General features: G+C 60.4%; 11 protein-coding genes. All 11 read left to right on the top strand.

The annotated features are described in order from the left end of the window. Positions 1-441 precede the first annotated feature (441 nt). The gene (locus tag CK620_RS03330) at positions 442-1161 is read left to right on the top strand and encodes a hypothetical protein (RefSeq protein WP_095549042.1); all 720 of its coding nucleotides are present in this window, start codon (positions 442-444) and stop codon (positions 1159-1161) included. A 140-nt stretch (positions 1162-1301) separates the two neighbouring features. Next, a complete protein-coding gene (locus tag CK620_RS03325) occupies positions 1302-2156 on the top strand; it encodes a thioredoxin fold domain-containing protein (RefSeq protein ID WP_179290560.1) in 855 nt (284 codons plus the stop codon). 230 nt (positions 2157-2386) lie between these two features. Next, positions 2387-4114, top strand: coding sequence for an OmpA family protein (locus CK620_RS03320; RefSeq protein WP_179290559.1), 1728 nt, complete (start codon positions 2387-2389; stop codon positions 4112-4114). Between the two features lie 21 nt (positions 4115-4135). Next, positions 4136-5692 carry a cytochrome b/b6 domain-containing protein gene (locus CK620_RS03315; RefSeq protein WP_143325899.1) on the top strand — a complete coding sequence of 519 codons (1557 nt, stop codon included), beginning with the start codon at positions 4136-4138 and terminating at the stop codon, positions 5690-5692. An 8-nt stretch (positions 5693-5700) separates the two neighbouring features. Beyond that, positions 5701-6567 (top strand): hypothetical protein, encoded by an 867-nt coding sequence (locus CK620_RS03310; RefSeq protein ID WP_238945990.1) that lies wholly within the window; start codon positions 5701-5703, stop codon positions 6565-6567. A 102-nt stretch (positions 6568-6669) separates the two neighbouring features. Next, positions 6670-7377, top strand: a complete 708-nt coding sequence (locus CK620_RS13720; protein ID WP_179290558.1) for a hypothetical protein — start codon at positions 6670-6672, stop codon at positions 7375-7377. 172 nt (positions 7378-7549) lie between these two features. After that, complete coding sequence (locus CK620_RS03305; RefSeq protein ID WP_095549038.1) at positions 7550-8278, top strand: HAD family hydrolase; 729 nt, start codon at positions 7550-7552, stop codon at positions 8276-8278. Between the two features lie 231 nt (positions 8279-8509). Next, positions 8510-9682 carry a glutamine-hydrolyzing carbamoyl-phosphate synthase small subunit gene (carA, locus tag CK620_RS03300; protein ID WP_179290557.1) on the top strand — a complete coding sequence of 391 codons (1173 nt, stop codon included), beginning with the start codon at positions 8510-8512 and terminating at the stop codon, positions 9680-9682. Positions 9683-9914: 232 nt separating this feature from the next. After that, positions 9915-10286: a hypothetical protein gene (locus tag CK620_RS03295; protein WP_095538620.1), complete on the top strand. Its 372-nt coding sequence runs from the start codon at positions 9915-9917 to the stop codon at positions 10284-10286. 172 nt (positions 10287-10458) lie between these two features. Beyond that, complete coding sequence (gene carB / locus CK620_RS03290; protein ID WP_095549036.1) at positions 10459-13716, top strand: carbamoyl-phosphate synthase large subunit; 3258 nt, start codon at positions 10459-10461, stop codon at positions 13714-13716. A gap of 77 nt (positions 13717-13793) precedes the next feature. Then, positions 13794-14177, top strand: a complete 384-nt coding sequence (locus CK620_RS03285) for a hypothetical protein (RefSeq protein ID WP_143325895.1) — start codon at positions 13794-13796, stop codon at positions 14175-14177. Positions 14178-14254 lie beyond the last annotated feature (77 nt).

The raw sequence follows: 14254 nt of genomic DNA, 5'->3' as shown, positions 1-14254 counted from the left end.
CGCAGCACGCAGCACGCAGCACGCAGCACGCAGCACGCAGCACGCAGCACGCAGCACGCAGCACGCAGCACGCAGCACGCAGCACGCAGCACGCAGCACGCAGCACGCAGCACGCAGCACGCAGCACTGATCGTCACTTTGTAAAAGTTCCCCCGGCAGCCGAAATTTTTTTCGGCTGTTTGTCTTTGCGCCCCTCGCGCGCGGCGATCCCCCCTCCGTTACTCACCGCCTTCGGCTTTTTTCGCCCGGCCACGCTTTATCAGCGTCGCCGGGCTTTTGCGTGTCTTTTATTTTTTGCATGGGGGCGATTTTCAGTCCGTTTGCGCCATGCCCCGTCAATTTCAGGAATCATCAAAAAATTCCGTTTTTCATCACTCGCCCCAATTAGGCCGTGCATAGCCTTTCAAAAATGCACATTAAAGATTTTTACTGGAGGATCTCATGCGCGGAAAAATTCTTCGCGATACCAGCCAAGGCGATGGCATTTTGTTTCTCGATGGCAAGCAGAAAAGCTTTTCGCTGGAAAAGCATTGGAAATCGCCCAATCCACCCAAGGTTGGAGCCACAGTGGAGGCGACCGTAGACGAGGCCGGAGAGCTTGTCTCGGTTGTCGAGGTCAAGCAAGCGGCAGTGCTCAAGGAAACCGCCCTCAAGGCGGGCGCGGAATTCTCATCGCAAGGTTTGAGCATGCTCAAGAAATCGAAACTTCCCCCCATGCTGCTGTGGCAGGTGGGCTTGCTGTTGTTGTCCTGGCTGTTTTTGCCGCTCCTCCATGTCGAGGTGCCGATCATAGGTCTGGAAGCATCGGCCTCCGTATATGACTTTCTGAACTTTGGGTATTTCATCTTGATGATGATATGCGCGCTGCTGCCGCTTTTGCCTGCGATATCGGATAAGCCGGCGGCGCAATTGGGGAAATGTGCGCCTGCGCTCTTTTCGATCTGGATGATTTATATCGTACTCAACGGTTTGAGTCAGCTGGTTGGTATTGGTGATTCTTTTTTTGGCAGAAGGGCTCGGGTGGACGCTTTTGATCTTGTGGCTTCCCACATGAGCATGGGGCTGGGTTTTTATCTGGCATCCATCATCGTCATCATGCTTTTCTTCTCCGGTCTGAAAGGTTATTTCAGGGAGAAAAAGGCAAGAAAACAAGGATATTGATCAAAGACCGAAGGGTGGCCATGCGCTGCGACCATCCTGCATGAGAAAGATATTTTTTGCTTCGATGAATTGAAGAGAAGGATTGGATGATGAAGGAAAAATGCCTTTTGGGGAGTTCCCCGCTGAATTTCCCGAAAACCTTGAAGTCATGGGCAGCCAGCGCCTTGTTGCTGGGCTCGCTGCTGATCAATGCCGCCTGGGCCGATCCGGTGGTGGGCCGGCTTTACGCCAACATGCATCGGGGGCATATGAAGCTCTCGGTACCCAAAGAACAGGCGCGCGCCGTGCCCACGCTTGTCAAGGGCCTGTACCGGGTGGAGGGCCCACAGGGGCGCTCCATTGGCTTTACCAATGCTGAGGGCACGCTCTACGGCGGCTCCGACGGCTTTTCCTATCTGCCCGCGGATGGCAGCGCTGTACGCCGGCTGACCGAGCAGGAACTGGCTGACCTGCGCAGCGAGATCGTGGCGGGCATCGATACCTCGCAGCTCATCCGCGTGCAGTACGGCGATGGCGGTGGGCGGCGCGTGCTGATGTTCAGTGCGCTCGACTGCCCGATCTGCCAATTGCTCGAAAACAAGCTGATGCAGTTGCAAGGCAGCCTGGACACGACCTTCTACGTGGTGCCCGCATCCCTGCGGCCCATGCAAATGCCAGCGGGGCAACAGGCGTGGCAGATCGTCTCGCGCCTGTGGTGCGCGCCCGACAACGGCCAGGTTTGGCGCCAGTTCTGGGCCGGCCAGGGCCAGATGCCCCAGGCGCGCGAGGCGTGCGCCTTCATCGAGCCGCAGCAGGCTTTCAACGCCTACATGTCCGTGCACGCGGCGCTGCTGCAAGCTGGCTCCAAGGCGCGCGGCACACCAGCCATGTTTCTGGAGGACGGCAGTTTGCTGACCTACCAGACCAGCCGCAGCGACGCCGAATGGCTGCGCGTGCTGGGCCCTCAGGGCGCACCGGCTCCGGCAAAACCCGCCAAGCGCTGGCTGGCGCAATAAGAGCCTGTTCGCGATCTCGGCGCGCGTGGGCGAGAAGCGGTTTGGGGCGGCGGCAAGGCGCAAACCGCAGCGATGCCAGGCGGTATCGCAAGGATTGGCAGGCGATGCAGGCCACCCGAATCCGCAGAGGCACACGACGCTGTGATTTGTGCAGGCTCTCCCCAATCCCTTCCCTGGGGATCCCCGCTTCTTCGATCTCCACCCCCTCAATGAACAAAGGAGGTTTTGCCATGCCAACCACCGCCCGAAATTCCGCCCGCCTGTCATCGGGCCTGCGCTCAGGCGTTTGCGTGCTGGCCGTGTTTTCCCTGGCTGGCTGCCAGACCATGTCAGGCGGCGTATTCAAGGACACCTTCGCCAACGATGACCCCTGTGCCCCCAACGCCCGCAACATCGGTATTGCTGCCGGGGGCCTTGTTGGCGCGCTGGTGGGCCGCGCCGTGGGCGATAAGGAGACTGCCGCTGTGGTGGCGGGTGGCGTCATCGGCGCTGCTGTCGGCGGACTGATCGGCCAGGACATCGATTACCGCCGCTGCGAGCTCTCCAAGATCAGCAGGCAACACCAGCTTGCCATGGCCGTGCAGGAAATTTCGTTGCCCCAGGCGGGCCAGTCCTCCTCGTCTGCGTCGGGGCTGCTGGTGTCGTTGCAGGATGCGGGTCAGGAGTTTGTCAGTGGCTCGGCCCAGCCCACGGCCAGGGGAAGGCAGGCATTTGCCGATATTGCGCGCGCCTACAAAATGAGCAGGCCGGGTGAAAATCCTCAAGACTATCAGGTGCGTATCCGCAATATACGTATCTTGCTGGTGGGGCATACGGACGACACGGGCTCGACCACGCTGAATGCGGAGCTTTCGGAAAAACGCGCCAGGGCCGTTGCGGAAATTTTTGCGCAACATGGTTTTCAGCGCAGCCAGTTGTTTTTCCAGGGGGCAGGCGAAACCCTGCCCATTGCCAGTAACGAAACCGAAGAAGGCCGCAGGCAAAACCGCCGCGTGGAAATCATCGACCTGCACGGCAGTGCAGCACTGGACAGCTACATCCAGAGCCGCACACCACAAACCCGCTATTACCGTGCACATACCGAGATCGTGAGCCCCGCGGAAAGCAAACCGACATCGGGCGCGGCAACCGTGGCCTCGGCACCCGCGCCCAAAGCCGCTCCGCCCACAAGGAGTGCGCCGCCACCCAAGGCCCCCCAGCAGTCCAAGGCCCCGTTGCCGTCCAAGAGCCCTTCACAGCCCAAGCCCCAGGCCCCGGCCAGAGCAACGCCCCCTCAAGAGACATCCGCGCCCGTCCAGACAGCCAGCGGCCCCAGCGCATCCAGCCCTCAACAGCCTGCCCGGCAGGGCAGTGCCATTGTGCGTGCCGCGCCCGGATCGTTCATCGATTTCGGTGGCTCCAGGCTTGATCGCAGCAACCTCAAGGTTGCCAATATCGGGCAGGCCATCAACCAGGAACCCGCGATCTTTTCGCTGATTTCCAAGGCGCATGCCAGTGGTGGCAGCGCCATTGCCCATTGCACGAACGACCGCTACCGGGAGCAACGGGGCGTCAAGTCCCTGCAAACAGGCAAGCTGAAAACCTCGGAATACATGCCGGGCCTGTATCAGACAAGCTGGGTGGGCATGGTCAACGGTCATTTGCTGGCCATGAACAAAATGGCGGTTCTGCGTGAGAGCGCCCTGCCGGCCAACGCGCCTGAGCTGCTGATTTATACGGACTACAAGGGAGACAAAAAGAGCAAGGCGCAATGGCGCGGTCAACCCAAAGTCAATACATACCATGGCAGCAATGGATTGCTGTATCGCATTTTTTCGGATGGGCCCATCCAGTGCATGGATATCCTGATCCCGAATCAGCGCCCAACCCATGCCGACGCTGTCGTACTGATTTACAAGCGGCAGGGTGAGAGCTGGCAATCTTCTTTTGCCATGGATATGGCCGGACGTAAAAAATAATGAAACCTGCAGGAGCAAGAAATGCTTGAATGGATCATCATGAACAGGATTGCCATCGCCGTGGGTGCGGTGCTTTTGAGTTGCTTGGTTGCCTATATGTTCAGCGCCAGGGTGCGCTTTCACGTCATGGATCTATGGGCAAGATTTCCGTTGATTGGAACGATTGCAAGACTTTCCAGGGACTCAGTCGATCCAGATAAGAACGGCTGGCGACTGACTGAGCGCACACTGTGCGCAAAATACAAGCCCTATTGCGCGAAGATTACCCCCAAGGAATTTGAAAGAAACCAGGAGTACCTGCGCAAGTCTACCGATATTGGCCGCAAGCCCACGCCCATGTGGGTGATCGCATTGCTGGTGGTTTTGCTGATTGCGGAGGGCTTGGGCTTCTCGTACCTGCTGGGCTCATGGCTGGCCCGTGAAGGAAGCGAGCAAACACACACGATTTTGATGATTGCCATCGTGTTTGTGCTCTGCATCATTCTTGTAACGCTGACGCATTTTGCAGGCCACCAGTTCTACAGAACCAGCCTGCTGCGCTCATTCTTTCGCTCTTTCAAGCAGGACAGCAATGCGACCAACCTGAATTTCCGCGTCATCAGATTGAGCGAAGATCAATCGAAAGACGACAATGATCAGCAATATCTGCAAGGCCTCAATCGCATTGCCAAGGAAGCCAATGATCGTGGCAGCTATATTGCCTGTTGGTTTACGCTGGTGTGTGTGATCTTGATTGCTGTGGGCTCCACATACATGCGCATGCAAAGCCTTGAGCGCGAATTGATCAATGAAACCACATTGAGCCAGCATACTGCCGCGCCCGCAGGCAATCCTTTTCTAAACCTTGTTCTGCCCGATGAAGTGCAGGCCTCGCAAGAGCAGGCTGAGAGAGGCGCTCTGGGCCATTTGCAGTCTGCCTTGAAGGGCGAGGGCATGGCCGCCTTTGTGGTGCTGGCCCTGATTTTCATCATTACGCAGGTGGTGGGCATGGGCGCAGGCTACATATACGGATTCGCCGGTCGTCAATCAAGAGCTGCGTATGAAGGCGTCAGAGGTGCCAACACATGGGCCGCATACGAGGCGCTGATGCAGCCGTACTTTGATACCGCCAGTGCGCGATTGAAGGATTTGCAGCAACGAATCAAAGAAGATTCCAATGACAAATCGGGCTTTGACAAGACGTTTGAGCAATACATCGATGAAGAAAACCTGAAGCTGGAAGAGAGCTTCAACGCGCAAAGAAGCCGACAGGCCAGCGCAAATCAAGGCGCAGCCCCTGTCCATGCAGATACAAGGAAAGTCCATTCCGATGCTGCCGTTCAGGAAAGATTCGACGCCATTGCAGAGAAAAACCATGCGCCACAAGTCATTGCCTCTTCGGAGGGGGAGGCGCATCACGCCAGTGATCCTGTAGCAGCCGCCATAGCCAAGATTCAGGACCTTGATGACGCAGACATGGAGAAAAATTATTATTTGAGCCTGCCTGAGAAAGTCAGGAAAAACCCCGTGCTGATCGATTTCCTGAAAAATCGCAAGGCCGAGCGAGAGCGCCAGCCCAATATTGAAGATCTTTTTTGAGTGTTTTTATGCCGATCATGAACAAAGTGATGCAGCAGGTCTGCGCCGCAGCCTGCGCCTTGTTCGCCTTGAGCAGCCCGGCCCTGGCTCAAAATCAGGTGCCGAGCTGCTACAAGGCCAATAAGATAGAAAATCCCTCCCCGGCTCTGGAGCGCGAGGTTTTCATTCTCATCGATCAGACCACACCCTTTGATGAGGGCTTGCAGCGCGCCATCATGGAAAATGCAGACCGCCTGCTCAAGCCGGGCACGGGCTTTGCCATTGCCAGCTTTTCCTCGTTTGGCCAGGGGCGCTACATGGAGATTCTGGCAGAGGGGGCTTTTGAAAAGCCACTACCCGACGATGTGCGCCGCAGCACGGGCGTGAAAATCCTGCAAAACCTGAATCAATGCCTCAAAGACCAGCATGCCTATGGCCGCAAGCTGGCGGCGCAGGCGCTGCAAAAGGCATTTTCCGGCATCAGCGCCGGCCTGGCGCATTCGGACGTGCTGGCCAGCATCCGTGAAATGTCCAGGCGCGCCAAGGACTCCACGGCGCAGGACAAGATATTCTTCGTGGCCTCCGATATGCTGGAGCATTCGGCCATCAGCAGCTTTTACGCCAACCGCAATGTGCGCCTGTTGAATGTGCAGGCGGAGATGAAAAAGGTGCAGGAACACGGCATGCTGGCCCAATTGGCGGATGCCCGCGTTTTCGTGATTGGCGCCGGGCTGGTGCAGGATGCCCGCAGCAAAAACGCGCCCAAGGACAGTGGCATTTACCGTGACCCCAAGAAAATGGGCGCCTTGAAAGGTTTCTGGGAGGCGTACTTCCAGCAAAGCCAGGGCAGGCTGGAGGAATTCGGCATGCCTGCACTGCTGCGACATATCGATTAAGAAACCTTGAACAAACCGCTTTGCATCTGGGCGCTGAATTGGCGCCCCGGTGTTCATGCCATCCCGCAAGGGATCATCTTTCAGCACTCCAGGAGAAAACCTATGAGAAAACTACTAGCTGCCACACTTGCCGCCTTCTGCGCGACGGCATGGGCCAATGTCAATGATTTCGATATAGAAGGCTTCAGGCTGGGCATGAGCGAAGCCCAGGTGACCGCCCTGCTTGAAGAAAAATGCGGCAATGGAGGGAATTTTCAAATAGGGGAGAAGAAGTCGGAAAGATACAACGTTCTGCACAGCAAGGTGTTTCAGTGCAGGATCAAAGATACACAGGAAAAGATTCAAATCGATCTGAAAGACAAAGTTTTCAGAATTTATAGCGAAAGAAGTATTCATTATCCTAATGACCTGAGTAAGGCCGATCGGGATGGTATGCTCAAAAGTATTTATGCAAAATTGCTTGAAAAATATGGTAAGCCCGTGTATGAAAAAGATACGGGCTCCAGTTATAACAGTATCGAACTCACTGGGTTGTCTGATCGTTTCGATGTGGTGGCTTGTTGGGGGGATTGTGAAACCAAAGAGATATATAACGGTAGAGGGATTGAAATTCGTGCTGGCAAGACATCGCTTGCGGCACTTGGGCTTTCTAAAGACCTACTTGTAGATATTTCCAGAATATTACTGGACGCAAAAGAAGAACAAGCGGTAGAATCCGCCTTCCAACAAGCGGCCAAGGCAGCCGAAAATCGTGCGCAGGAAGAGGCGAAAAAGAAATCGCAGCAAGCCACGGAAGGCCTGAAGTTCTGAGGCGGCCCGTTTCCAAAACGTCGGATACTGTCCGGCGTTTTGTTTTTTGCCGGATTGGACGGCATGGGCAGCGCCAAGCCCAGGTGTCGCGCCGGCATGGAATGGAGGAATGGGCTTGATGGTTGCACCAGCTCAACCAGGGCCGCTGGCAGTTTGCCGGCGGACAACAACCATGGGCGGCGCACAGGCGGCGGCGCGCATCCAGGCCATTTCGCTGGATTTGGACGATACGCTCTGGCCCGTCTGGCCGGCCATTGCGCAGGCCGAGGCTGAGTTGCTGGCCTGGATGCAGGCGCACACCCCGGCTGCGGCGCGGCGTTGGGCCGAGCCGGGGGCGGCGCGGGCCTGGCGTGCGCAGGTCGAGGCGGCCCATCCGCAGCGTGCCCACGATTTGTCGTTTCTGCGCCTGCAAACCATTGCCCTGGCCATGCAGGCCGCCGGCGAGCAGGCTGCGCCGCAGCGCGCGCAGCAGGCTTTCGAGGTCTTTTTTGCCGCGCGCCAGCGGGTGCAGCCGTTTGCCGAGGTAGCCCAGGCGCTGGACTGGCTGGCGGCGCGCTACCCGTTGCTGGCGCTGAGCAATGGCAATGCCGATGTGCTGGCCATGCCCATTGGCCGCTGTTTTACCGCCAGCCTGCCGGCGCGCGAGGCAGGCCATGCCAAGCCCGATGCACGCATCTTCAGGCTGGGCGCGCAGCGCCTTGGGCTGCCACCGCAGGCCGTGCTGCACGTGGGCGATGACCCGCTGCTGGACGTGGCCGGGGCCCGCAATGCCGGCATGCAGGCGTTCTGGCTCAATCGTGAAGGCAAGAGCTGGCCCGCCGAAGCCGGGCCGCTGCCGCCGCAAGCGGCCGATTTGTTGCAGCTTTGCCAATGGCTGCAGCAGCTGGGTGAGGCTTGCTGAGCCAGGCCGGCAGACCTGTCTGGCCGGGCCTTGGGGGCAGGGCCTTCAGTTATACTCAGCCGGTTTATTTCACCCGTTCTGATCTGGCCCGTTTGGCCGCTTGGCTGCGCCTGCGGCGGGCTTTGCTGGGCTTGGCCTGCGCCTTGCCAGCGGCCATTTTTGCGCGCTGCTGCCAGATCGAAAAATGCACAGGCAGGGCGGGGCCTGACGAATCCTTTTTGAGGTGATTGCGTGCTTTTGTCTCTACAGCAGGGGGATTTCCCCGTTGCGCTTTTGGTGCTGGCCGACGGCACGGTGTTCACGGGCAATGCCATCGGGGCCGAGGGTGCCACGGTGGGCGAGGTGGTGTTCAACACCTCGATGACGGGCTATCAGGAAATCCTCACCGACCCGAGCTACTGTCAGCAGATCGTGACGCTGACCTACCCCCACATTGGCAACTGCGGCACCAATGAGGAGGACGACGAGTCCACCCAGACCTTCGTGGCCGGCCTGGTGATCAAGGATTTGCCCTTGCTGGCCAGCAACTTCCGCAGCACGCAGTCGCTGCAGGAGTTCCTGCGTCGCCGTGGCGTGGTGGCCATCGCCAACATCGACACGCGCAAGCTCACGCGCCATCTGCGTGAAAACGGTGCGCAAAATGGCTGCATCATGGCTTTGCCCGCTGGCGAGCAGGCCACGCCGGAGGTGATTGCCAAGGCCCGGCAGCAGGCCCAGGCCGCGCCATCCATGAGTGGCCTGGATCTGGCGCAGCGCGTGAGCACCGACAAACCTTACGAGTGGACGCAGACATCCTGGGTGCTGGGTCAGGGCTACGGTCAACAGACCGAACCCAAGCTGCATGTGGTGGCCTACGACTTTGGCGTCAAGCGCAACATCTTGCGCATCCTGGCCGACAAGGGCTGTCGGGTGACGGTGGTGCCGGCCAAGACCCCGTTTGATGAAGTGCTGGCCATGCAGCCCAATGGCGTGTTTCTCTCCAACGGGCCTGGCGATCCTGAACCCTGCGATTACGCCATCGAGGCCGCGCGCCGCGCGATCGACAGCGGTCTGCCGACCTTTGGCATTTGCCTGGGTCACCAAATCATGGCGCTGGCGCTGGGCGGCAAGACCTACAAGATGAAGTTTGGCCACCATGGCGGCAACCACCCGGTCAAGGACCACGACAACGGCCGCGTGAGCATCACCAGCCAGAACCACGGCTTTGCGGTCGATGCCCAGTCGCTGCCGGATACGGTGCGGGTGACGCACACCAGCCTGTTCGATGGCACGGTGCAGGGCCTGGCCCATGCCGACAAGCCCGCGTTCTGCTTCCAGGGGCACCCGGAGGCCTTGCCCGGCCCGCACGACATCGCCTATCTTTTCGACCATTTCATCCAGCTCATGCGCCGCCAGGCGGCATAGGGCTTGTTGAGATTGGGTTTGCGAAGTGGTTTTTCGAGGCAAAAGTCGCAAATGCAAGGCGAAAACGCGCGCAAGGTCTGTCACCGTGCAAGCGTTTACAACGCAGCAGTTGCGGTTTTTGACCGAAAACACCGCCGCAACACTCAATCTCAACAAGCCCTAAAGCGCGGGCTGGCAGCAAAGGCTGCAGCGCCAGGCATTTGCCCACAGAACTGATTCGAGCACCTGATCCATGAAACTCTTCAGCTTTCCTGCCACGGCCCTGGAAAAGGCCATTGCCAAGCGCATGCTGACGCTGGAGCCCGGCGCGCGCGAGTGGTTTTCCGAGCGCTGGGCGCAAAAGCCCTATAAAAAAGCCTTCATCGAGAAGAAGGCCATGCCGCTGGTGATCTTCATCGCCAAGGGTAAGAACTGGAGCGATGAAGAGTTCGAGCAGGAACTGCTCGACTGGGATGTGAATTTCTACCCGGCCGAGGTCGACGTGCTGCGCCCCATCGCCGAAGGCGAGGGCATGCTGCAGCTGATGCAGAAGAAAGTGCAGCCCGAGCGCCTGGAAAAGCTGCTGGCGCACATCCAGTCGCGCACCATCAGCGGCACGGCCTGATGTGCTCTGTAGCAGCGGGCGCGGACAGGTGCGGCGCACTACTGTGCGGATCGCGCGGCCTGGCCGCAGCGGCGGGCGGTTTTGACAACCGCCTTTTCTGTGCCTGCAGACACATTGCCATGCCCTGGCCCTGACTTAGCCTGCCGTTTTGTCTCTATTGAGTCCCCCAGTTATGCCCAAAAGAACCGACATCCAATCCATTCTCATCATCGGCGCCGGCCCCATCGTCATTGGGCAGGCGTGCGAGTTTGACTACTCCGGCGTGCAGGCCTGCAAGGCGCTGCGCGAAGAAGGCTACCGGGTCATCCTCATCAACAGCAACCCGGCCACCATCATGACCGACCCGGCCACGGCGGATGTGACCTACATCGAGCCGATCAACTGGCAGACGGTGGAAAAAATCATCGCCAAGGAGCGCCCCGACGCCATCTTGCCCACCATGGGCGGGCAGACGGCGCTCAATTGCGCGCTGGATTTGTGGCGCAACGGCGTGCTCAACAAATACAAGGTCGAGCTGATCGGCGCCAAGCCCGAGGCCATCGACAAGGCCGAGGATCGCCAGAAGTTCAAGGACGCCATGACGCGCATCGGCCTGGGCTCAGCGCGCAGCGGCATCGCCCACAGCATGGCCGAGGCCTGGGAGGTGCAAAAGACGGTGGGTTTCCCGACCATCATCCGCCCCAGCTTCACGCTGGGCGGCACGGGCGGCGGCGTGGCCTACAACGCCGAGGAGTTCGAGACCATCGCCAAGCGCGGCCTGGAGGCCTCGCCCACCAACGAGCTGCTGATTGAGGAATCGCTGCTGGGCTGGAAGGAATACGAGATGGAGGTGGTGCGCGACAAGGCCGATAACGCCATCATCGTCTGCTCCATCGAGAACCTGGACCCGATGGGCGTGCACACGGGCGACTCCATCACCGTGGCGCCGGCACAGACGCTGACCGACAAGGAATACCAGATCATGCGCAACGCCAGCCTGGCGGTGCTGCGCGAGATTGGCGTGGACACGGGCGGCTCCAATGTGCAGTTCGCGGTCAACCCCAAGGACGGGCGCATGATCGTGATCGAGATGAACCCGCGCGTGAGCCGCTCCTCGGCGCTGGCTTCCAAGGCCACGGGCTTTCCGATTGCCAAGGTCGCGGCCAAGCTGGCCGTGGGCTATACGCTCGATGAGCTGAAGAACGACATCACCGGCGGCGCCACGCCGGCCAGCTTCGAGCCCAGCATCGACTACGTGGTCACCAAGGTGCCGCGCTTTGCGTTCGAGAAATTCCCCCAGGCCGACGACCGCCTGACCACGCAGATGAAGTCCGTGGGCGAGGTCATGGCCATGGGCCGCACTTTCCAGGAATCCTTCCAGAAGGCCCTGCGTGGCTTGGAAGTGGGCGTGGACGGCATGAACGAAAAAACCCAGGACCGCGAAATCCTCGAGCGCGAGCTGGGCGAGCCCGGCCCCTCGCGCATCTGGTACGTGGGCGACGCCTTTGCCGCGGGCTGGTCGCTGGACGAAGTGCACGCCATCACCAAGATCGACAAGTGGTTCCTGGTGCAGATCGAGCAAATCGTGCGCATCGAGCTGGATCTGGACAAGCTCTACGCCGAAAAGGGCGAGCAGGCCCTGGCCGCGCTGGATGAGGCCACGCTGCGCGCGCTCAAGCAAAAAGGCTTTTCCGACCGCCGTCTGGCCAAGCTGCTGCACACCGACGAGCACGCGGTGCGCGCGCGCCGCCACGCGCTGGGCGTGCGCCCCGTGTACAAGCGGGTGGACACCTGCGCGGCCGAGTTCGCCACCAACACCGCCTACATGTACTCCAGCTACGACGAGGAGTGCGAGGCCCAGCCCACCGACAAGAAAAAAATCATGGTGCTCGGTGGCGGCCCCAACCGCATCGGCCAGGGCATCGAGTTCGACTACTGCTGCGTGCACGCCGCGCTGGCCATGCGTGAGGATGGTTACGAAACCATCATGGTCAACTGCAATCCCGAAACCGTTTCCACCGACTACGACACCAGCGACCGCCTGTACTTCGAGCCGCTGACGCTCGAAGACGTGCTGGAAATCGTGGATAAGGAAAAGCCCGCCGGCGTCATCGTGCAGTACGGCGGCCAGACACCGCTGAAACTGGCGCTGGGCCTGGAAAAGGCCGGCGTGCCCATCATCGGCACCACGCCCGACATGATTGACGCGGCAGAAGACCGCGAGCGCTTCCAGCAACTGCTGCACCAGCTGGGCCTGCGCCAGCCGCCCAACGCCACGGCCCGCACCGAGGCCGAGGCGCTGGAAAAAGCCGCCGAGCTGGGCTATCCGCTGGTGGTGCGCCCCAGCTACGTGCTGGGCGGCCGTGCGATGGAAATCGTGCATGAGCAAGCCGGGCTGGAGCGCTACATGCGCGAAGCAGTGCAGGTCAGCAACGACTCGCCCGTGCTGCTCGACAGTTTCCTGTCCAACGCCATTGAATGCGATGTGGACGCGGTGCGCGATGCCACAGGCCAGGTGCTCATCGGTGGTGTGATGGAGCACATCGAGCAGGCCGGCGTGCACTCGGGGGACTCGGCCTGCTCGCTGCCGCCGTACTACCTCAGTGCCGAGACCATCGAAGAGCTCAAGCGCCAGACCCGCGCCATGGCCGAGGGGCTGAACGTGGTGGGCCTGATGAACGTGCAGTTCGCCATCCAGGAAAAGGAAGAAGGCGGCCAGAAGAAAGACGTGATCTACGTGCTGGAAGTCAACCCCCGCGCCAGCCGCACCGTGCCCTTTGTTGGCAAGGCCACCGGCCTGCCGCTGGCCAAGATCGCCGCGCGCTGCATGGCCGGCCAGAGCCTGGCCGAGCAGGGCGTGGGCGGGGAGGTCACGCCGCCGTACTTCAGCGTCAAGGAAGCGGTGTTCCCCTTCGTCAAGTTCCCCGGTGTGGACACCATTCTCGGCCCCGAGATGAAATCCACCGGCGAAGTCATGGGCGTGGGCAAGACCTTTGGCGAGGCCTACACCAAGGCTCAGATGGGGGCGGGTGAGCGCCTGCCCGCCAGCGGCACTGTGTTCCTGACGGTACGCGACAGCGACAAGCCGCGCGCCGTGGCCATCGCTCGCGACCTGCTGGCCATGGGCTTCGAGCTGGTGGCCACGCGCGGCACGGCCGCCGCCATCGAGGCTGAAGGCTTGGCCGTGAAAGTCGTCAACAAGGTCGCCGAAGGCCGCCCGCACATCGTGGACATGATCAAGAACGGCGAGATCGCCATGATCATCAACACCGTGGAAGAACGCCGCAACGCCATTGCCGACAGCCGCTCCATCCGCACCAGCGCGCTGCAAGGGCGCGTGACCATCTTCACCACCATCTACGGCGCCGAGGCGGCCGTGGAGGGCATGAAAGCGCTGTCCGATCTGGACGTGATCTCGGTGCAGGAAATGCACGCGCTGCTGGGCGCCTGAGGCGCGCGAAACAGCGCTGCGGCGCTGCAAAGCCCGCCCCCATGCTTTCGCCTGTCGCTCAGGAGCTGATCATCGGCTTGCTCAGTGGCCTGGCGATGGGGCCGCTGGGCCTGGTGCTGTGGCCGCTCAGCATCTGGGCGTGCGAGCGGCTGCTGCGCGGGTTCGGACAAGACAGCTTTGCGGCTTTTCTGCTCCACTTTTTGTGGGGCGCTCTGACTTTGCTCGCCTGGATCGGCCTGCCGATACTGACTGTGCAATGGCTGCTGGTGCACTGGGGCATACAGGGGATGGAGGTGCATGCCGTGTGGTCCGCATACCGGCCGGTGTCCGCTGCGGCGCACATGTCCTTCGCTGGCGCGCTCGCGGGCTTGGCGCTGGCCTGGCGTCTGGGGCGTGTGGCCAGCATTGGGCGCCTTGCCCAGCGTTGCAAGGCATGGCTTGAGCGCCGGCTGGGGCTGTAGGGCGTGGTGTTGCCATTGGCGGCATAATGCCCGCGCAACCCCGCAACAAGACCGCCGCCCGGCAACGCGCGGCGGTT

The organism is Vandammella animalimorsus, from assembly GCF_002285285.1.
Classification (GTDB): Bacteria; Pseudomonadota; Gammaproteobacteria; order Burkholderiales; family Burkholderiaceae_C; genus Lampropedia; species Lampropedia animalimorsus.
Note: the sequence above shows the minus strand (reverse complement) of the source record. Positions and strands in the feature narration are given on the sequence as shown.

Bases quoted from the DNA above. Each gene is read 5' to 3' on its own strand.
- CK620_RS03330 (WP_095549042.1), top strand. From the start codon at position 442: ATGCGCGGAAAAATTCTTCGCGATACCAGCCAAGGCGATGGCATTTTG.
- CK620_RS03320 (WP_179290559.1), top strand. From the start codon at position 2,387: ATGCCAACCACCGCCCGAAATTCCGCCCGCCTGTCATCGGGCCTGCGC.
- CK620_RS03315 (WP_143325899.1), top strand. From the start codon at position 4,136: ATGCTTGAATGGATCATCATGAACAGGATTGCCATCGCCGTGGGTGCG.
- CK620_RS03310 (WP_238945990.1), top strand. From the start codon at position 5,701: ATGCCGATCATGAACAAAGTGATGCAGCAGGTCTGCGCCGCAGCCTGC.
- CK620_RS13720 (WP_179290558.1), top strand. From the start codon at position 6,670: ATGAGAAAACTACTAGCTGCCACACTTGCCGCCTTCTGCGCGACGGCA.
- CK620_RS03305 (WP_095549038.1), top strand. From the start codon at position 7,550: ATGGGCGGCGCACAGGCGGCGGCGCGCATCCAGGCCATTTCGCTGGAT.
- CK620_RS03295 (WP_095538620.1), top strand. From the start codon at position 9,915: ATGAAACTCTTCAGCTTTCCTGCCACGGCCCTGGAAAAGGCCATTGCC.
- carB (WP_095549036.1), top strand. From the start codon at position 10,459: ATGCCCAAAAGAACCGACATCCAATCCATTCTCATCATCGGCGCCGGC.